The following is a 19858-nucleotide window of genomic DNA, read 5'->3' as shown; positions in this document are numbered from 1 at the left end:
GGAGGTCATTCATGGCGACAACGAAAAGCGCAAAGATCGAGGCCGAGATCGAAAAGGTCAAGGGCAAGATCGCGGAGCAGCAGGTCCGGCTGAAGGAGCTGGAACAGCGCCGGACGGAGGCGGAAAACAGCGAGATCGTGGACATCGTGCGCGGTATGAGCATTTCCCTTTCCGAGCTGCCGGTGCTGCTCCAGAAGCTCCGCAGCGGTGAAACTTTGGGACAAATTGTCCCGAAGTCCGAGGCTGACGCTGCTATGCCGAAAACGGAGGTAAAGGAATGAAAAAGCTGCGTATTCTCATGGCGGCCCTGTGTGTGGCCGCCCTTATGTGCGCCGTCACGGTGACGGCCTACGCCGGAGCGCCGGACTATGAGGAAACGGGGGGCTATGAGCCGCCCGCGGAAGCTGTCACGGAAACCCCGGCCCCGGAGCCGGTGGCCGAGGAGGAGCATTTTGAGCTGCTGCCCGGCCAGGGCTTTTCCGAGGACGGCAATCTGGCTACCCGCGATCTGCTCTATGACAAGTACGCCAACAAGCAGTTTATTACCGTGGAAACCGCGGGCGGCAATCTCTTTTACATCATCATCGACTACGACAAGCCCATCGACGAGGCCGGAGAGCGGTACGAAACCTACTTTCTGAGCCTTGTGGACGAGGCCGACCTGCTGGCCCTCGCGCAGTCCGCGGGCGTGGAACTGCCCTGGTGCATCTGCAAGGAAAAGTGTATGCCCGGCGCAGTCAACATGGATTGCCCGGTGTGCTCCAAAAACATGAGCGAGTGTACGGGCGCGGAGCCCGCGCCCACGGTGACGCCCGAGCCGCAAGTGGAACCCACGGTGGAACCGGAGCCCGCCAGGGCAGGCAACGGCGGGGCGCTGGTGCTGATCCTTGTCCTTGCCGTGATTGCCGGGGTAGGCGCGTGGTACGTTAAGATTTATCGCCCGAAACAGCAGCAGGCCGCCGCGGACGCCGAGGAGTATGTGGACGATCCCGCCGCCTATGAGGACGCGGAGGATTATCTTGACGAGGACGACGGCCCGCCCTGGGATGAGGACGGGGATGAATGAGCCGTGAGCTGACGCGCAAGGAAAAGGCGGCGATCCGCAGGCTGGTGGTGACGCTCTGTGCCAACTACGATAAGGAATACGGATGCCTGCCTTTGGATTGTGAATGTTATATGCTCGGCAAATGCTGGACGGGGGCCTATTGCCGCTATTTCCGGGAGGCCGTACTGCCAAACGATCCGGTGCTGGAGGCGTCCCTGTTCAGCGAGGACGGCGAGCCGGACACACGGCCCTGTCCCGTCTGCGGCAAGCCCTTCTTGCCTGACGGCAGGACGCGCTACTGCTCGGCGGCCTGTTCCCGCGCCGCCCAGCGGCGGCAGCAGCGGGAATACATGAGGAAAAAGCGGGGCTGAACTGTTGAAAATAAGGCCGGAGAAAAGACCCTGTTTTCAAGACTTTTCCGGCCCACTTTCGGGGCAGGACGTATGATTTTACGTCCTACCCCGTTTTTCAAAAATGCTTTCAACATTTTGAAGGGAGGTCATACCGTGGAGGTCAACGCGGATTATATCATCCGGCAGTCTGTTCTGTTCGACAATGGCCGGGGCTTTGCGCTGGGCGAGTCTCCCAGGGCTCCGGCTCCCTTTGTCACATGGCAGTTTACCGAGGAAAAGGGGCGGCGGGATTACTATTGGGGCCATTACCACGGCGACAGGGCCGCCGCCGAAAAAGACTTTGCCGCCAGGATCGAGGACTACAAGCGGCGCTTCGGCGTCCATGAGGTCATGCGCCCGATCAAACAACAGCTTGCGGAGGCCAGGATGCTGGCAAAGGAGGAGAAGATGCAAGAGAAAGACAATCCTTTGAGAAACGCGGAAATGGCGTTGGAGCAGAACTTCAATCAGATCGACGGGATCATCAACAACCTGACGATCCCGGAGGAGAAGCCCAAGGACAAGGTGCTGGAGCCGCCGAAGAAGCACCGGGGCCGGGATCGTGAGGAGCGGTAAGCGCCGCCGCCCCATCCACCTGCACGTCATGGTGTCCGAGGAGGAGCAGGCGCTCATTCAGGAGCGCATGGCCGAGGCGGGCATCCGAAACATGGGCGCATATATGCGGAAGATGGCACTCAACGGCTATGTGCTCCATGTCGATCTGTCCTCTGTCCGGGAGCTTGTTTCCTTGCAGCGGCGCTGCGCGAACAATCTCAATCAGGTGGCGATCCACGCCAACACCTACGGTGTTTATCCCGAGGAGATTGCCGCGCTGCAAAAGGACTATGCGGCCCTATGGGGGCCGCTGTCCGAGCTGCTGAAAAAGCTGTCCGCCTTGCTGGAGCTATGAAAAATAGACGGAGAGGCCAGGTCCTCTCCGTCTATTTTTACAACAAACTAAACCTTTTATCGTACTTACATTTTACTTATACTTCACCGGCTTTTATCAATCGCAATGCAGGCTTCTTCCGTCGATTGAATTCATCAAAGAATTCATCCGGCAATCCACAGATATGCTTAAGGTCTTGAACAGGTAGCGCAGATGAGTTAATAAAAGCCGCTTTGGTAATGATCTGGTTATCGACTAAAAGATAAATTGCGTCACGTATCATTTCTGGATCAGCAACAGTTAAAACATCATCCAACGGTTCTTTATGCCAGTATTTTTGAGTCGTCATCTGACGCTTCAAATAGTTGATTTGGTTTTCGGTTAACAACTCCAATGTTTCACAACGCCTAATTATAGTGGACATGGCTGCGCCCCATTTCCGCTTAACTATTTCCAGAGAAACTAAAGAAGAGCTTCGGACATCTTTAGGGAAAGATGTTGCAGGAAGCAGAAAAGCCGCAGCAAATCGATCTGCCTGCATATCAGCAAAATCTACTATCTCTTTTTTTACGGAATCATCTTCGACAATTGCGCTATGCATAATCAAATGTCCAAGTTCATGTAAAATGCTGAACCGAGTACGAACTGCGCTCTTTTGGACAGAATGGTATAGTATATATGGCGTTCCATCTGTCCAACAAGAAAAAGCATCTATCCCTTTAAATGCACAAAAATTGCTCGTGGAAAATTGGGTTACAATGATACCATGGTTTTCTAACAAGCCTATTAAGTCTCCAATGGGATCATCATTTAAGCCCCATTTTTTTCTCACTGATAAAGCTAATTCTTCGATGTCCTCAAATGATAAATCCTCGTACTCTTTATCAATCGTGGGCAAATCCAGATCAACAAAATCAACATATTCTTCAAGTTGCTTTTTGATTTCATCTGTCCACTTTATTTGGTACTTGCATGCTGTCTTAACCTTTTTTGCAATATTAGACTTTGAGCGAAAAAAAAGTGGACTGCTTCCTGCACTGGTGTTTTCTTCAGCTTTATAAAAAAACTCTGTTGGGAAGCCAAGGCTAAAAGAAACCGCTTGCAGCACTTCAGGAGAGGGGCTTACAATGCCCCTCTCATATTTTGAAACAGATTGTCTGGTGACGCCAATATCTTCTGCTAAATCCTCCATAGACATGGCACGAGCCTCGCGAGCCTCCGTTATTCGAGAGGGAATAATTGGGCTGGTCATGAAATATCCTCCTCAATACCGTGTGCCAAAAATTCTCTTTTCAGGACGGCCTTTTTACGCTCAAACACCTTTGTGTTTTCGCTTTCATCATTCAGAACAATTTGCGGAAGTAGGAGCTGCTCAGCAACTCCTGTATAGCCAGGCTCTGGGAACTGAACGACAGAGAAAGTTTGGCCTCGCCCGCCAAAGGTCAGTATGCCGTAATAGGGTTCATCTCCGTATGGAGGTGTCTGGTCAAGATCAATAACCATCTGCCGCTGTAAGGCGTGATTGTTGTTTGAGAGCCTGATCTTATATTTCGATGCATACGGCAGATCATTTGGAGAAGAACTGCGCGCAACATGCAGAATAACGCTTTTGTTTCTCAATTCCGGTATCAACTGCTTGTACTGGAATTCGCGTTGCACAAACTCAAATGGGAATTTTGAGTCGTGACTCTCAATTTCACACTGCATTTGCACAAGCTTTGTTCTAAGACGGCCTCGTGTGTCGGCAAAGTAAGGATGGCCAAACATTGGACGTTGCGTTTCCATCAACTCTCGATATGTAGCATCGCCAACTTGCACGATGGATGCCAAGGTCATTAGCTCACGGGGAGTGAAAAGGTTTTGAAACCGTTCCGGCATAACATGTCCTCCAAGCGCAAATTTATCTTGAGCCTATTTTACAGTTTTTAAGAGATTTTGTCAACCCCTTTTCTGAATACAGGAGATTTCGGTATCTCTTTAGCCTATGTTAGCTGAGTTGTAATAAAAATGGCCCTGCGCCGCTCCCCTGCTTTTCGCACTTCGGGACACTTTGTCCCAAGGTGGGCAGCAATCGACATCCTTGCATGTGTGCCGGAACAGAGATATGATAGTAATATAGGAGGAAACCACAACAGCCGGACAGATTGGAGGTGCCGCCATGATTGTTCTGAAAATCCTTGCAGCCCCTGTTATGGTTATAGCCATGATTTTAGCTGCTTTGATAAACTTCCTCTTTTGTGTAGCATACGCATTTTGCTATGTCATCTGCGTGATATTGGTTATCCTGTCTGTACTACTGTTTATAACCGGAGAGACAACTGGCGGCATTGTGTTCATCATTTTGGCCTTCCTATTCTCTCCCTTTGGTATTCCGGCTATCGCTGAGTGGCTGGTGTTGAAGTTGAATGATCTGAAAGAGAATTTGAAGGACTTTATAACAAGCTGATACTTCGGGACAATTTGTCCCAAGGTGAAGCATAACGGCGGCTGATATAGCCGCCGTTTGTCATATGGGAAGGAGGTGTCGCCTACGGCAACGACATACCTCAAAACGCATAAGATCAGCAAAGGCCAGACCATCGCTCAATCGCTGCGGGATCGTTTTGACTACGGGCAAAACCCGGACAAAACGCAGGGCGGTGAGCTTCTTTCCGCCTATGAGTGCGACCCTGTGACCGCTGACGCCGAATTTCTGCTTACCAAAGCAAAGTACAAGACTGTCACAGGTCGGGAACAGCGGCGGGACGCGGACGTGCTTTGCTATCAGATCCGCCAGTCATTCAAGCCCGGAGAGATTACGCCCGAGGAGGCAAATCGTGTCGGTTATGAAACAGCTATGCGCTGGACAAAGGGAAAGTACGCTTTTTTTGTGGCAACGCATACAGACCGGGCGCACATTCACAATCACATTTACTACAATTCCACCTCGCTGGACTGTACGCACAAGTTCCGGGATTTCATCGGATCGGCCCGGGCTCTCCGGCGGCTCTCTGACCGGGTATGTCTGGAAAATGATCTGTCCGTCATTCTCAACCCCAAGCTGCACAGCAAGGGCCGTTTTCTCCACTATGGGGCATGGCTGGGCGCGGATCGGCAGCCCTCTTACCAGGAGCGGCTGCGGCTTGCGATAAACGCCGCTCTTGCCAAAAAGCCCACCGACTTTGACGCCTTTCTGCGGCTCATGGAGGAGTCCGGCTATACGGTGAAGCATGGGCGCGGCGGCGTGATCTCTTTCCTTGCTCCCGGCCAGGATCGGGCGACACGGCTCCGGGCTTCTGTCCTCGGGGAAGGCTACGATCCCGAGGACATTCAGGCCGTGATTGCCGGGAAACGTCCTATCCCCCAGGTGTCCCGCGAGGCGGCACCAGTTCCCCATCGTGTCGAGCTCATTGTTGACATTCAGCAGCGCATGGCCGAGGGCAATGGGCCGGGCTATGAACGCTGGGCAAAGGTCTATAATCTGAAACAAATGGCCGCGGCGCTCCAGTATTTGCAGGAGCATAACCTGACCGATTATGACAGCCTTGCGGCTATGGCGGATCAGGCCGCCGGGCGTTTTCATACGCTGACCGCGCAGATCCGGCAGACAGAAGCCGAGCTCTCCAAAACCTCCGAGCTTATGGGCGCGGTGGTGCAATACGCAAAGACACGGCCCGTGTTCGACGGATACAAGGCCGCCCGATACAGCAAGAAGTATCTGGCCGAGCATGGGCAGGAACTGGCCGATTACCGGGCGGCAAAGGCAGCAATCAACGATCTGCTGGGCGGCGCAAAGCTCCCGAAAATGGACGCGCTAAAAGAACAGCGCCGCAAGCTGGCGGCACGGAAGAAGGCGCTCTATACAGAGTACCGGGCGGCCCAGCGGGATATGCGGGAGGCCGTGGCGGTCAAGACCAACATCGACCATCTGATTGGGGCCACGGGTGACCGGGATCATAAGGAACAGGAGCGGTAGCTCCTGTGACGCAGCCAGCAGGACTTTGGGACATTTTGTCCCGAAGTTGCCGGGTTTGGGGAGGCTCCCCAACAAGCATTTTTGCGACCCCTCCGGGGTGCAAAAATAGCAAGTGTGGCCACACTTGCCCTGCTTGCCGGTAGTGCGCAGGCCAAAAGCAAATAGTTTTCTTGACAAACATCATTATCGTATGCTATGCTAACGATAGGTTAGGAACCGCTAACTCAACTCTGGTGTTTTGGAAAGGTTTTGGTTGTTTATGAAAAAAGAAATGAGCGGGCCAGCGCGGTTTTATCAAGCGATACGAGACTATCAAGAAACGCAACTCCTCTTTACTGCTATTCAAATGGACATCTTCTCTTTTTTGGATGCTCCGGCAACGGTTGACATGATAGCTGAAAGAATATCCTGTCCTCCAAATAAAGTTGAACTGCTATTATTTGCACTTACCTCTTGCGGGTTGATTGAAAAACAAGGCGATTTTTTTGTGAATACGGAAAACACAAGAAAGTATCTCTCCCGTCACAGCCCCGTCTATTTAGGTGAGAATATCCTTTTCCGCGAGAAAATGACTTCTCTTTCGGATCTGAAAGAACGGCTGGAAGAGACAAGCGGCAGCAAGCAACAGGGGTATGATTTTGAAGAACTTGCGCGAGTAACGATCCCGGAAATGTATGCGGGACGAGTGCAATCTTTTATTGAGGGGATGCAGGGATTATATCCCGACAAAAACAAACAGTTGCGTATCCTTGATCTCGGAGGTGGTACAGGGATTTTAGCGATTGAATTTTCAAAACACTTTCCGAATAGTTCTGCCGTAGTATTTGAGCGGCCCGATGTTGCCACGGTTACAAAAGAAATCATTTTGCAGTATCACGCAGAAAAACAAGTAGACGTGCTTGCCGGGGATTTTAATTCAGATGATTTAGGCGGCAGCTATGACCTGATTATAGCCTCCGGTATTTTGAATTTTGTGCGCGGCGATATGTCAGCATTTATGAAGAAGTTGTCGAGTTCTTTGAATGAAGGCGGATATTTGCTTATTGTAGGTCAATTTTCAGATCACAACTACGATGTTCCTCAAAACATGATAAGTTGGCTGTCCGGATTTCTTGACGGGGTTCCGCTTCCTCCAAGCAGCGATGTACTCAACCAGGCATTAAAAAACGCAGGGTTGAGAGAAACCGAGAGAAAATGCGGTCTGTCCTGCTTGGGAGTCCAACTGAACAGCGGTTTATTTCAGGGGAAAATATATCAAAAGGGCGGCATTTACTCCGACGATGTTATCCGTTCATTTATCGAGTTGACCGAAAGGATTGCCAACAGCAAAACAAATGTCCTTGACTTTGGAAGCAAGGATATGACCTTTTATCGTGGGGAGATACACCTTGTAAAGATGATCGGAGATTTCCCCGGTATCCACAGCGCAGAGCTTGCAAGAAAATTCGGCATTACCCGCCCGGTTGTCCATAAGACACTCCAAAAGCTGATAGAACGCGACTTAATTAGAAAGGAGGCTGTTGCCGACAACAAAAAACTGCATTGTTTATATTTGACAGACAAAGGCAAACTTGCCTATCGTTATCACGCTGAATATCACGATAAATACGACAAAGCCCTCTTTTCATACTTATCGGATATGAATGACGATCAACTCACGGCCATCCTGGGCTTTTTGGAGCGTGCCATCAATCTGATTCAAAACCACGCATAAGGAGGTAAAAATGAAAAAAATCGTATCCCTTATTTTAGCTGCCATTTTGTGCATGGCTATTACAGCTTGCAGGCAAACAAATTCAAATGTGACAAATCCCGATAACCCCGACTCTTCAAATCCGGTTGAAACATCTGCAGATCGCAGGCAGATTATCGACCTTGCCGGAAACGAGGTTGAGATCCCTGCGGCAGCAGATATTAAACGCGTTGTGATTATTGCCCCACCCGTGATGTCGTTTGTGGTGGAAACGATCCCCAGCACAGAAATGATCGTAGGGATCAATTCTCGCTCTTTTTCGACCTCCAATACGCAAATCGTTGAAAAAGTCTTTCCAAATTGGCAGACCGCAGATACATCTTTCATTGACGCGAGTTTTACTGTGAACAAAGAGGCTTTACTAAAACTTAACCCCGACATTATCTTTTATTACGGAAATATGCAGAAGCAAGGGCTCGGAGAGGTTGCAATTCCCAGTATAGATTTTCGAGCGGAGTCTAACGACCCTCAAGATGTATCTATTGCTTGGGATAATCTTCTCCGGGAGATATTTGATCTTCCTACCTCTGGCGGACAGCAGGCCGCTTGGGACAGAACAAACGAAAAGCTCGGGGCGCTTTTGGCGAACCAAACGGAAGAAAAGACGGCGCTTTGCGTGTTTTCAAATCTTGCAGGTGCAATCACGGTTTGCGGCACAAATGCCTTTGATGCTTATGCACAGAGCTTCTTTGAAATGGCCGGAATTAGGAACGCTGCCGTTGGGATCGACGGGACTGCCGAAGTCAGCATGGAGCAGATTTATGAATGGGACCCCGATATGATTATTGTATTTCAGGATGCGCCGGCAAAAGCGATTATCGGCAATTCGATTGAAGGGCAGGATTGGTCTATCTTGACTGCGTGGAAAAACGGTGCTGTGTACGATGTTCCCCGTACTACATTTTCTTGGATCGTTCCCTCCGCAGATGCCGCTTTGACCCCGCTTTGGCTCGTTTCAAAAGCATATCCCGACTTGTTCAGCGAACAGGAAATGCGGACGGAAATCATGGAGTACTATAAAACCAACTATGGTATTACGCTGTCCGATACCGATATAGACAGCATTTTGGACTATCGTGTAGCGAAAGGATCATGAGGAACAAAACAAGCAAGAGGTATCGCGCTGTCATGCTTGGCGGATTTGCCGTTATTGCTGCGATTTCCCTCTGTGCAATATTGATTGGGCAATATACAATCACGCTTTCTGATTTTTTGGCGATCATAAAATCTAAAATAACAGCAACGGCGTCCCCTTTGGAAACAGCATCCTTTGTAATTTTTAATGTTCGTATCCCTCGTGTGATATTAACTGCTATGGTAGGAGCCGGACTATCCATGTCCGGCTCCGCCTTGCAGGGGGTGTTTCAAAATCCATTGGTAAGCCCTGACCTTTTGGGCGTATGCTCCGGCGCAGGCTTTGGCGCAGCGTTAGGAATTTTATTGTTCGGCGGGGCAGGAATTTTTACCCCCGTGCTGTCCTTGACATTCGGATTGTTCAGCGTCCTGCTGGTGTTCTTTTTCGCGGGGCGGAGAAATAATACCGAAACATTATCCGTTGTATTGGGCGGGATTGTTGTTTCGTCAATCTTTGCAGCATTGATCGCGCTGATAAAATATACCGCAGACAGCTCGGAAACACTGCCTGCCATTACCTTTTGGCAGATGGGGAGCTTTGCGAATAGAACATACGACCATATACAAATCGCGGCGGTGCCCGTTATCGGGGGAATGTTCGGCCTTTATCTGTTTCGCTGGAAAATCAACTTGCTGTCGCTCGGTGACGAGGATTGCCACACATTGGGTGTTGACCCCGTGAAAACCCGCTGGATCATCATTCTTTTTGCTACTATCACAACCGCCGGGTGCGTAACGGTTTCCGGTGTCATTGGTTGGATTGGGCTTGTGATCCCCCATATTTGCCGCAAATTGGTGGGCGTCAACCACGGAGAGCTTTTACCGGCCTCTGGTCTGATCGGAGCTATTTTTATGATCCTTGTAGATACATTGGCGAGAAATCTGACCGCCGCAGAGGTTCCTATCGGAATACTCACCGCTTTAATCGGTGCCCCGTTTTTTGCAGCAATATATCGTCGCAGAAGGAGGCTTTGAAAATGGGACACGCAATAGAAGTGAAAAGTGGCTGCTTTTCTTACTTCACAGGCCATGAGGTCTTAAAAGATATTTCTTTTTCGCTCGATGCTGGAAAGGTCATGGCCGTCATGGGCCGGAACGGGATCGGGAAAACCACGCTGATTAAGTGCGTTGTTGGTCTGCTGAAATGGAACAGCGGTTATTCCTATATCAACGGGAAAGAGAGTAAAAGCACAGGGGCCATGAAGGAAATCGGATACGTGCCACAGGCACACAAGGTTTCTTTCCCTTATTCAGTCTGCGATATGGTGGTGTTTGGAAAGGTCGGCCACAGCTCATATTTTGCGACGCCAAGCAAACAGGACTACGCGCTGGCGGAAAATGTATTGCAGCAGGTTGGAATATATGAGCTGAAGGATCATCCTTGCAACGAGTTAAGCGGGGGGCAACTCCAACTTGTATATATTGCACGCGCTTTGATAAACGCCCCAAAATTACTTGTGCTGGATGAGCCGGAGTCACACTTGGATTTTCGCAATCAAATCCGCCTGCTAAAAATGATAAAAAAAGTTGCGTTGGAAAAGGAAATTGCTTGTATCATCAATACACATTACCCCAACCACGCGCTGAGAATTGCCGATCAATGCTTCCTGCTTGGCGAGCAAGGGTATATCGTGGGCTCTGCAAAAGAGGTAATGACAGATAAGAATATACAGACGTATTTCGGCGTATATTCACAATCTGTGCAATTTCAATACAAGGATGAAATGATAACTTCTTTCTCCTTTTTGGAGGAAGTCAAAGTTTTTACATAATATGAAAGGGAGAAGTGAATGGCTCTTATGCCCTGTATGTCACAAAAAGACAAGAACAAAAATATATGAGAATACAACGTTAAATAACTTCCCCTTATTCTGTCCAAAGTGCAAAAAGGAGATACTTATAAGTTTTGAGCAAAAGAGAATAACGGTTATTGATAAGCCAGACGCAAAGACGCAGAGCTGATAATTCCTTAAAAGGATTTCATCTCTGCGTCGTTCTTTTCCTGCGGTGAACGGTTTTGTACCGTGGAGGTGGCAGCATGAAAGGATGTTGCTGTTGATATAAAACTATAAACTGCAATGATATTTCTTTTCTGCATTTCCGCAGGAGTGGATCGTTTTACCCTTTTTGCAAATACAGTCTTTTCTCTGCCCACACAGTTTTACTCTGTGCGGGCATTTTTCATATCTTTGGGACAATTTGTCCCAAGGTCGGTAGCCCCGGCTGCCGATCCCCGCCCCCTCCATTCAGATCGCTTGTCAACCCGAGATCTGAATGGAGGAACAAATGACAACCATCAATTTGCGGGACTATTACCCGTGGTACACCCAGGATGAATATATCGAGGTTTCCGATGAAGTGGCTGCCGAGCTACGGGCGGATAAGTTGTATGAGGCTGCTCACCAGCGCACGGTCATCCGCAACAAGGCGCAGTACTCTCTGGATTTGGACGATGGGATCGAGTATTCGGCTTGCCTGTCCGAGCCCACGCCCCAACAGTTGCTGGAACGGAAGGAAACCTTCATCGCACTTTGCCACGCGCTTAACTCCCTGCCGGAAGCGCAGGGCCGCCGTGTGGAGGCTTGCGTGATCCTCGGCAAGAGCTACCGGGAGGTGGCTCTGGAAGAAGGTGTCAATGAGAGTTCAGTGCGGGAGTCGGTTCGTCTTGGTATAGAGAACATGAGAAAGTTTTTGAAAAATTTTTAATTTCTACCCCCGCATTTGGCCGTTTTTTGTCCTTGGTATATGAGAGGAGTTGATCCTCTCGACAACTGAATAGCGGCGGCTCCGGGTGCTATGCGGGGAGCCGGGTGGCGGGTGCGCCGAGACTTCTCCCATGAGAACGAGCGAACAACACCAACGCCGCAAGTGGGGCCTTGCCATCCCACGGCCACGATCCGCGAGGCAGGCCGGCAGCCTGTCCCCCGGAGCCGCCGCACCCTTGCAGGGGCTCGTGCCGAGTATAGCTGTCCTACGACAGGCCAAGGAAATGAGCGCGGCGCTTCTGCTTTTCTACTTCGGGACAATTTGTCCCAAGGTGGAGCCGCAAGAATGGGCGGCATCCTCTCGGGTGTCGCCCATTCTTGTTTCCCCACCGGACAACGGGAAACTTGCTCAACAAGGCCAGCGTTATGGGAGGGAGGTTATTTGATGAAACAGAAAACGGCTGCGTTTCGTGTGGACGGTTACGAGATTTCCGCCACCTTTGCGGAAAGCCGAAACTCCGATATAAGCAGACACTTGAAACATATCCTGCTGACTTCCTATGCCGCAGATACGCCCAAAAAGCGTTCCGGCGACATCCTTGAGGTGCCTGCTGCGCAGAGGTATAATGATAGTGGTGAAGGACACCGTGTACCTTGAAAACTGCATATCGTTCTATCTTTGTGTATTGATCTGCACCTCCATATTGCTCGGACAATATGAAAGGACGGATCAATTATGGAAAACCGAGTTTATTGCTTATATCGCGTTTCTTCTGATAAACAGGTAGATTACGACGAGAGAAATCAAGCAGATATTCCCATGCAGCGTAAAGAGTGCCACCGCTTCGCTGATGAAAAAGGCTGGACGATCATCCATGAGGAACAGGAGGACGGTGTTTCCGGCCATAAGGTACGGGCTGAAAACCGCGATAAGATACAGACCATCAAAGAACACGCAAAGCAAGGTAAATTTGATATTCTGCTGGTGTTCATGTTTGACCGCATCGGGCGTATCGCTGACGAAACGCCATTTGTGGTGGAATGGTTTGTAAAGAACGGCATCCGGGTATGGAGTACCCAGGAGGGCGAGCAACGGTTTGATAATCACACCGACAAGCTCACCAACTATATCCGCTTCTGGCAGGCCGACGGAGAAAGCGAGAAAACCTCTATCCGCACAAAAACCGCCCTCGGCCAGATTGTGGCAGACGGTGGCTTTAAGGGCGGGAACGCTCCCTATGGCTATGACCTTGTAAAAAGCGGGCGTTTCAACAAGCGCAAGCATGAGCTCTTTATGTTGGCGGTCAACGAAGCCGAAGCTCCTGTCGTGCGCATCATTTTTGAAAAGTACGTACAGGAGGGCTTCGGCGCTCAGCGGATCGCAACCTATCTGAACGACCTCGGCTATCGGGCAAGAACGGGTAAGCCGTGGCACCACGCCACGATCCGGGGTATCCTCTGCAACCTGACTTATACCGGCGTCCTCCGCTGCGGGGAAAGCCGCTCCGAGGTATTGCCGCAGTTGCAAATCATTGAGCCGGAGCTCTTTGAAGCGGCGCAGACTATCCGCACTTCACGGGCAAATTCCGTTGCTTTGGAAAACCGCGTGCCGATGAACACAAAGGGCAGTACGCTTCTGGCCGGAAATATCTTTTGTGGTCATTGCGGCTCCCGCCTGTCCCGCACGACAAACGGAAAAGCATATCCCTGTAAAGATGATCCCAGCCGGATCGTCAAGCGGGTACGGTATATCTGCTATGGGAAAACCCGCAAGCAGACCGTGTGCGACGGGCAAACAGGCTACACGGCCAGCGTTCTCGACGGTATTATTGATAAGTTGATCCGACAGATCTTTGAGCGCATGAGGGCTATTCCCAAAAGCGAGATCGTCGGCGTCAGGTATCAGGAAAAGATGAAGGAGCGGAAGGCGCTGCTGCAGGCTGTACGGGCCGACTATAACAAAGCGTCTGCTGATCTGGCGATGCTGAAGGCCGAGGTGGTAAAATCCCTCCGTGGGGAAAGCAGTTTCAGTCAGGAACTGCTTTCCTCTCTGATTGCCGACTCTGAGACAAATTGTCTCAAAGTGAAGGAACAGCTTGACGCTGCCCAGGCCGCCTATGAAGAGGGGCAGGAGATCATGGCCGCGCTCAACGCGCAATACGACGACATCATTTCATGGGCCGATATGTACGACACGGCCAGCATGGAGGCAAAGAAAATGATTGTCAACTGCCTTATCAAGCGGATTGAGGTTTACCGGGACTACAAGCTGCATATCGACTTTAACATCGACTTTGAGCAGTTCAGCCTCGGGATCGACCTTGACGCTATCGCCGCATAAAACAAAACCTCGCCTCAAGCGAGGCGAGGAAAAAGCACTTTCCCTTGATATGGTGGAGATAAGCGGGATCGAACCGCTGACCTCTTGAATGCCATTCAAGCGCTCTCCTCGTACAAGCGTGTAGCGAACCCCCTAAAGGGGGTGGGGAGAGTGCTTTTTGTGCGCGGGAACTTTTCAGGCAGCGCTATAACGAGAAAAACTCACAAATGAAGTTCGTCATCTAACGCTCTCTTGAACTCAAAGTACAGCCCATATAATTGGGGTTGTAAATCTTTTATCTGCTTTCGCAGGGTAGCATAATTCGTCAATTCTCCCCCACATTTTTTAAGGTCAACTTCATTGTCTGCACACAATTTCTCTAAATGCTCTAAATCACTCTTATTTTTCTCTTTATTTTCGAGTCTGAGGGCTAAAAGCTGAATTTGCTTATATATTGTCATTTTTCCCTGTTCTGCTAACTCATCAAAATAAATTTCTGCTTCTAAATTCAAAATACCGATTTTTGTACTTATATCTTTTAAGGACTTAAGTAGACGGATGGTATTATCTGATAATAACGATTCCGCCTTCAAAAAAATAACTTCTTCATTGCTCAAATCTTCTTGAGAAACAAAAGAGGGCTTCTTCTCTAAAAATGGGAGTGCATCAGTTCTATATGAAACATAATGCATACTCAATCTCTCAAGTTGATAATAGATTTTTTCTTTTTCGGGAAAAAGAGAAAGTTTTTCCTGTCTACTGGCAATGTATAATGTTATAAAAATAGCAACAACTGAAACCATAGTTGGAAGCACCCAGGATGTAACACTATTGATCGCTTCCCAATCAATAGTGCTATCATTGATTGGAACTAATCTATATCCAAGTAGCCAAAAGATTAAAAATACAATTAAAGCAAAAGATTCAATGGCAAAAAATATCCATAATAGTTTTGGCTTAAGTCTCGTGAGAACCACCACCTAAAAAATAGTTACGTAGCAATACTATATGCTCTTTTCAAAGACAGTTCTTTCTGCACATGATATAATTCTTACGTTCCACAGTAGAAAGGGGGTGTGATATGGAAAAAGAGTATGTACCCGGTGAGCCGCAGCGATACCAAATCGGAAAGCGTGTTTTTATCGTGGAGCCATACTATAACAAGAACGGCGAAAGTATGGCGGACATCTTGTTCAAGTTAATGATGGCCGACATAGAAGATGAAATGTGGAACGAAACTCATAAAGAAGAATAATTTAATATTTTGCTAAGCAGTCAAGCAAGAGGCTTTATCCTAAGGACGTCACTCTGGAATCAGAGGGACGTCCTTTTAAGATTCGAAAACTAAGTGCCATTACAAATCTGCAATTCACATATTGCTTTTTTTGCGAAAAAAATAAGTTCATCAAAGTGAGCTTGCCCTGCCCCAGGATTAACCATAGAAAATAATGTCTCAGAACCTAATACCAGTCTATATGTATTATCGCTTCTTTTGTCTAAAAAAACACCCTTTTGGCTTTTCTGAAAAAGGAGTAAGGCTAGTTGAGACGGTGGTTGAAGTTTATCTACGAAAACTAAATCTCTTACTAATGGTGATATACTATTACCAAGGATTAGCTCTGCCCTTTCAGCAATTAGGGTTGCAATTCGCGTTTGCTTTTCAGGTGACCAATGGCAATGGCATTGTAATTGAACTATCATGGTATTACCTCCTCACTAGATATATTCCTTCTCTAATAAAGATAATACCATGATAGCAGTCCCTTAAACCGGACTTTAATCTTCGCGTAGTTGCTCTTCTAAAATTCGGATGCCATTATCACACAGTTGAATAATGTAGTACGGTATTGTCGAATACTTGGATGGATTCAGTTGGAAAAGACTATCGTTTTCTATATGAAATGCTTCATCTACAAATTTTTTGAAAACAGTATCCGATATTTTCCCATGATTAATCATGCGGTAAAGTTGGATTTTTTCATAGCTGCTTGTGAGAGTTTTGTATAGCGCTATCATTTGGTGCGGATCATGCGCCCTTGTATAAGCCGATGGATAATCAAATTCCGGAATCTCCTCGCAGATTTTTCGAGAAGCTGCCTCTATTTCTTCATTAGTCATATTACGGGTTCCTGCCGTATCCTGGATAACAGGTGTTCCTCTATCGGGGTGAAAAAAGTTTGACAACAACTGCCAAACTGGCCCTTTATCGCCACACGCCTCTACCCGTCTGCGCAGATAAATCAGTTTGTTAATTATATCAATGTTGCTATTTATATTGGTATTTGCAATTTCAAAAAACGACTGAATATCTGAGGGCAATATTTCTTGCTCTGCTAAAATGCCATTTTCATTGTATAGAAAAGCGGCCACGGGTACTGGGCAAAATCTGCACCTAATACTTGATGTATGAATCATATCTACTATTGGATCAAAGTCATGCGTCAGCATTATGACTGTCTTACCTTGAAGTGAACCGTTCCCCTGAAAAAGCATCTCCATTATTGCATATTTTTTGTTTTTATCAAAAGAAGATATGGGATCATCCAAGATAATCAAGGCAGGGTTCTCCTTAAGTACCCGATACATAAAAAGCACTAGTGCAAACGCGTTCCTTTCACCATAGCTTAAATGAAGTTTTGCATCGTTAACGGGCGCTAGTGTGTCTGTGCTGCAAAGAATAAGTCGATAAGTGTCAGCTCCAGTATCTTCGACAATCGACACATTATATTTGTAGCCAGCACTTTCTAAGAAGCCATTTATCTCACTGCTATACTTATTAATTGTGCTTTGTATAAGCGCTTTTTGCTTGTTTACTTCTCCTTGCAGTTGGCCTGCCTGTTCAATTACACCATCCAACGCGCCATTGACTAGTGATATTTTTCTTGCGGTATACACCGAGTTAATATGTGTCAATAACTCCAAGTCAATTTTTTGCCTGTTTAGTGCAGAAATAACCTTATCTACATCCTTTAGCGCGCCAAAATTCAGATTTTTAATCTCAATAAGACGCTCGTTCAGGATTTCTACTTGTTTTTTTATTTCAATTAAATAGTTAATCTCTTCTTTGGTAAACCCAGTGCTATTTCTTGCAAGTCTATCAATAACTACTTTAACATCATCTGTAAAATATTCTTTCAATGCCTGAAATACGCTGACCATTTTTTGAAGTTCGGCAACATATTTCGAATCGTATTCTATTGCAACCTGTTTAACGACTTCTTTCTGCGGAGAAGATAGTTTTCCTGCGCAATAGGGACATTGTTCCGAAAGATCTAAGTATTCTTCGCCTTTACTTTGCCATGTAAGCCATGCTGCGTTTTTTTCACTTTGAATATAGGGAGTGTATCCTGCTAAAACAGGAGGGACATTTATTATTTTGTTTCCTCTAGCAATTCCTTTACCAATAGAACCCGTTTTAGAGTATCCCTTTTGTGCTTTTCCGAAACCGGTAATGAAAGTTGTAAGATCATTAATGAGATCGTCCAACTCTGGGTTATTTCTAAATGTCTTTTGAATATCCTCTATAAGGAATTGGATTTTAGCCATTCTTTCATCATAATCTGAAGTTTTTATAAAAACTTCAAAACTATTTTCTACCAATTCATTGGGACGAAACAAATACTGATTAACATATTCTTCATTGAAAATTGCAACTCCGTCTGTTGTTTCTGAAAGTAGTACAGACGGTGTGTGTTTTTCAGAAATCGGATCTTCACCTAGATATTTATACGGCATTAGTTTTTCTAGTGTCTTGCCGTTTGCAGCAAGCTCGATGGCATGTGCAATCGTTGATTTACCCGTGCCGTTAATAGCGTATTTTATGTTTAATCGTCCAGGATCAATCGTTATCCTAGCCAAATCGATATTATTGCAGTTTTTAATTTCTATATTCATATCATGCCATTCCTTTCGTATAGTGGGCATAAAAGCGATCATTGCTGACAGTATTTTGTATTATACCATATTTTTCTCTAGAAAAACAAATTGATAAAATACTTCACTTGTCCACTCTATTGTAATGATTACCACCTAACAGGACTATGGGTGATATGGAATAATATAGTATGAAAGGAGTGATACCCCTCCCCCGCAGTCCAGCCATTGGGCTGGCTTTTTTCATGCCATCACGAAGGAGGTTAGCAAATGGCAGCCGAAAAACTGAACCCAGACCAAAAGAACATTAAGCCCCCGGAGGCCGCTGCTCCCCCGAGGACAAGCATTTCTCCCGCCCCGGAGCCGGTCAAAAGCCCTGGCGAGCCACCTGAGCATGAGCAGGCGGTGATCTTCGGTATGGTTGAGGACGCTCCCGCTCCTGCCAGTAAAGTGATTAATCTATCTGGCGTCAAGGTCGTTGCCGATGTGGCTGCCAAGCCGCCGGAGGTTGTACCCGATCAAAAGCGCCGTGGCCGTCCCCTGAAAGAGCAGGCCGGGGTGTCTGCGGAAAAAAAGGAGAAAGCGACGGAGCACCGCACAGGCCGCCCGTCTAAGGTTGACAAGGCGGCCCGTGAGGAGGCCCCGCCCGCTGTTCGGGACAAAGTGTCCAGAGGTAAGAAAGCTGACAAGGGCAAGGAAACGGGCTCCGGCGGTGCGCCTGTGTCTAAATCCGCTAAGGCGGTAAAGCCGGGCAAGGCCGCTCCCGTCAAGGAGGCGGCAGTCCCGCCGCCGGAGATCAATCTGCCGCCCACGCCTGACGTGCCGCCCCGCCCGGTGGAAGATGGAAAAATCGTCTATCTGAAAATGGCGGAGCTTCATCCGTTCCATACGTTCCGGGAGCACCCCTACAAGGTGCAGGACGATAAGGCGATGGACGATCTGGTGGGGACGATCAAGGAACACGGCATTATGACCCCCGCCACCGTCCGCCCGGAAAAGGACGGCAAGGGCTATGAGATTATCGCGGGCCACCGCCGCCATCACGGTGGTACACGGGCCGGACTGGAGGAAATGCCCTGTATCGTCCGCGAGATGACCGATCTTGAAGCTGTCCGGGAAATGCGGAACAGCAACAAACAGCGGGGCGATCCTCTCCCCAGCGAACTGGCAAAGCTGCTGGATTTGGAGGTGGAGGCCATCAAACGCCAGGGGGCCCGCCCGAAAAATGAGAAAGAGGCGGAGGCCCTGGGTAAGCTCTCGGTGGAGATTGTGGGTAAGGAACACGACATGAACTATAAAAAGGTCATGCGGTATATCCGGCTCAACTCCCTGGTGCCGGAGCTTCTGGATAAGGTGGACACAAAGCAGATGGGCTTTATGCCTGCGGTGGAGATCTCGTATATCAGGCCGGAAAACCAGCGGCTGATTGCCGTTTCCATTGACGGAGAGCAGTCCTCCCCCTCGGTGGCCCAGGCGAAGCGGCTCCACGAGCTGGACAAGGAGGGCAAGCTCAACGGTGATGTGATCGACGGCATTTTGAGTGAAGAAAAAAAGGAGGATCGCGGTGTGATTATTTCGACTGCTGAACTGTCTAAGTATTTCGGCAAGGAGGTCACTCCTGCCAAAATGAAAGAGCAGATCATGGCGCTGCTGGACGAGTGGAAAGAGAAACAGCCGCCCGAACTGGCGCAGCCGGACAGGAAAAAGGACTTGGAGAAGTAACCGGGCCCCGCTTCTGGACACTTTGTCCAGAGGTAAACACCCCGCGCCGGGTATTTTGCAGCGCAGCCGG

22 protein-coding genes are annotated in these 19858 nt (G+C 48.4%); 17 read left to right on the top strand and 5 right to left on the bottom strand.

The genetic code is table 11. From position 1 onward, the window contains the following. Positions 1 to 11: 11 nt before the first annotated feature. The 5 genes from BN2154_RS10425 to BN2154_RS10405 all read left to right on the top strand — a co-directional run bounded on the left by BN2154_RS10425 (position 12) and on the right by BN2154_RS10405 (position 2347). A complete protein-coding gene (locus BN2154_RS10425) occupies positions 12 to 281 on the top strand; it encodes a DUF4315 family protein (RefSeq protein ID WP_050618719.1) in 270 nt (89 codons plus the stop codon). Next, positions 278 to 1066, top strand: coding sequence for a DUF4366 domain-containing protein (locus BN2154_RS10420; protein ID WP_050618718.1), 789 nt, complete (start codon positions 278 to 280; stop codon positions 1064 to 1066). Before BN2154_RS10425 ends, BN2154_RS10420 begins: the two co-directional genes overlap by 4 nt. Further along, a complete protein-coding gene (locus BN2154_RS10415) occupies positions 1063 to 1416 on the top strand; it encodes a cysteine-rich VLP domain-containing protein (RefSeq protein ID WP_050618717.1) in 354 nt (117 codons plus the stop codon). Before BN2154_RS10420 ends, BN2154_RS10415 begins: the two co-directional genes overlap by 4 nt. 135 nt (positions 1417 to 1551) lie before the next feature. Then, positions 1552 to 2013, top strand: coding sequence for a DUF4316 domain-containing protein (locus tag BN2154_RS16625; RefSeq protein ID WP_050618716.1), 462 nt, complete (start codon positions 1552 to 1554; stop codon positions 2011 to 2013). Continuing rightward, positions 2000 to 2347, top strand: coding sequence for a plasmid mobilization protein (locus BN2154_RS10405; RefSeq protein WP_438819139.1), 348 nt, complete (start codon positions 2000 to 2002; stop codon positions 2345 to 2347). Before BN2154_RS16625 ends, BN2154_RS10405 begins: the two co-directional genes overlap by 14 nt. Positions 2348 to 2423: 76 nt before the next feature. Here the strand turns inward: BN2154_RS10405 and BN2154_RS10400 are convergent, their stop codons facing one another. Both BN2154_RS10400 and BN2154_RS10395 read right to left on the bottom strand, forming a co-directional pair. Then, positions 2424 to 3578 carry a helix-turn-helix domain-containing protein gene (locus BN2154_RS10400; RefSeq protein WP_050618714.1) on the bottom strand — a complete coding sequence of 385 codons (1155 nt, stop codon included), beginning with the start codon at positions 3576 to 3578 and terminating at the stop codon, positions 2424 to 2426. Beyond that, positions 3575 to 4204: a hypothetical protein gene (locus tag BN2154_RS10395; protein WP_050618713.1), complete on the bottom strand. Its 630-nt coding sequence runs from the start codon at positions 4202 to 4204 to the stop codon at positions 3575 to 3577. The genes BN2154_RS10400 and BN2154_RS10395 overlap by 4 nt, the downstream gene beginning before the upstream one ends. A gap of 280 nt (positions 4205 to 4484) precedes the next feature. Here BN2154_RS10395 and BN2154_RS10390 point away from each other — a divergent pair, with 280 nt between their 5' ends. From BN2154_RS10390 to BN2154_RS10350, 10 genes are all read left to right on the top strand, one after another. Next, positions 4485 to 4772: a CD1845 family protein gene (locus tag BN2154_RS10390; RefSeq protein ID WP_050618712.1), complete on the top strand. Its 288-nt coding sequence runs from the start codon at positions 4485 to 4487 to the stop codon at positions 4770 to 4772. 144 nt (positions 4773 to 4916) lie between these two features. Further along, positions 4917 to 6281, top strand: coding sequence for a relaxase/mobilization nuclease domain-containing protein (locus BN2154_RS10385; RefSeq protein WP_050619613.1), 1365 nt, complete (start codon positions 4917 to 4919; stop codon positions 6279 to 6281). Positions 6282 to 6540: 259 nt separating this feature from the next. Beyond that, on the top strand, positions 6541 to 7995 hold the full coding sequence (locus BN2154_RS15380; RefSeq protein WP_154666675.1) for a methyltransferase domain-containing protein: 1455 nt from the start codon (positions 6541 to 6543) through the stop codon (positions 7993 to 7995). Positions 7996 to 8005: 10 nt separating this feature from the next. Continuing rightward, on the top strand, positions 8006 to 9130 hold the full coding sequence (locus tag BN2154_RS10375; RefSeq protein ID WP_050618711.1) for an ABC transporter substrate-binding protein: 1125 nt from the start codon (positions 8006 to 8008) through the stop codon (positions 9128 to 9130). Then, positions 9127 to 10143 (top strand): FecCD family ABC transporter permease, encoded by a 1017-nt coding sequence (locus BN2154_RS10370; protein WP_050618710.1) that lies wholly within the window; start codon positions 9127 to 9129, stop codon positions 10141 to 10143. Before BN2154_RS10375 ends, BN2154_RS10370 begins: the two co-directional genes overlap by 4 nt. Before the next feature lie 2 nt (positions 10144 to 10145). Next, positions 10146 to 10940 (top strand): ABC transporter ATP-binding protein, encoded by a 795-nt coding sequence (locus tag BN2154_RS10365; RefSeq protein WP_050618709.1) that lies wholly within the window; start codon positions 10146 to 10148, stop codon positions 10938 to 10940. 1 nt (position 10941) lies between these two features. Further along, entirely contained in the window at positions 10942 to 11130 is a 189-nt protein-coding gene (locus BN2154_RS15375; RefSeq protein WP_094762468.1) for a cysteine-rich KTR domain-containing protein, read from the top strand. 324 nt (positions 11131 to 11454) lie between these two features. Continuing rightward, positions 11455 to 11874 (top strand): RNA polymerase sigma factor, encoded by a 420-nt coding sequence (locus BN2154_RS10360; protein ID WP_050618708.1) that lies wholly within the window; start codon positions 11455 to 11457, stop codon positions 11872 to 11874. A gap of 444 nt (positions 11875 to 12318) precedes the next feature. Then, complete coding sequence (locus BN2154_RS10355) at positions 12319 to 12531, top strand: hypothetical protein (protein ID WP_050618707.1); 213 nt, start codon at positions 12319 to 12321, stop codon at positions 12529 to 12531. 78 nt (positions 12532 to 12609) lie between these two features. Continuing rightward, positions 12610 to 14214, top strand: coding sequence for a recombinase family protein (locus BN2154_RS10350; RefSeq protein ID WP_050618706.1), 1605 nt, complete (start codon positions 12610 to 12612; stop codon positions 14212 to 14214). A 200-nt stretch (positions 14215 to 14414) separates the two neighbouring features. Here BN2154_RS10350 and BN2154_RS15775 read toward each other — a convergent pair whose 3' ends face one another. Beyond that, positions 14415 to 15173, bottom strand: coding sequence for a hypothetical protein (locus BN2154_RS15775; RefSeq protein WP_154666674.1), 759 nt, complete (start codon positions 15171 to 15173; stop codon positions 14415 to 14417). A 101-nt stretch (positions 15174 to 15274) separates the two neighbouring features. Between BN2154_RS15775 and BN2154_RS16080 the strand changes: the two genes are divergently transcribed. After that, positions 15275 to 15448 carry a hypothetical protein gene (locus BN2154_RS16080; protein ID WP_195892339.1) on the top strand — a complete coding sequence of 58 codons (174 nt, stop codon included), beginning with the start codon at positions 15275 to 15277 and terminating at the stop codon, positions 15446 to 15448. Positions 15449 to 15537: 89 nt separating this feature from the next. On the opposite strand, the gene BN2154_RS15770 is transcribed toward BN2154_RS16080, so the two are convergent. Together BN2154_RS15770 and BN2154_RS15370 are read right to left on the bottom strand one after the other, a co-directional pair. Beyond that, complete coding sequence (locus BN2154_RS15770; RefSeq protein ID WP_154666673.1) at positions 15538 to 15894, bottom strand: hypothetical protein; 357 nt, start codon at positions 15892 to 15894, stop codon at positions 15538 to 15540. 75 nt (positions 15895 to 15969) lie between these two features. Then, positions 15970 to 18087, bottom strand: a complete 2118-nt coding sequence (locus BN2154_RS15370) for an AAA family ATPase (RefSeq protein ID WP_195892338.1) — start codon at positions 18085 to 18087, stop codon at positions 15970 to 15972. A 249-nt stretch (positions 18088 to 18336) separates the two neighbouring features. Here BN2154_RS15370 and BN2154_RS10330 point away from each other — a divergent pair, with 249 nt between their 5' ends. Further along, positions 18337 to 19788 carry a ParB/RepB/Spo0J family partition protein gene (locus BN2154_RS10330; RefSeq protein ID WP_050618703.1) on the top strand — a complete coding sequence of 484 codons (1452 nt, stop codon included), beginning with the start codon at positions 18337 to 18339 and terminating at the stop codon, positions 19786 to 19788. Positions 19789 to 19858: the final 70 nt, after the last annotated feature.

Source organism: Intestinimonas massiliensis (ex Afouda et al. 2020) (assembly GCF_001244995.1).
GTDB lineage: Bacteria > Bacillota > Clostridia > Oscillospirales > Oscillospiraceae > Intestinimonas > Intestinimonas massiliensis.
This window is presented reverse-complemented; position numbering and strand designations above follow the sequence as displayed.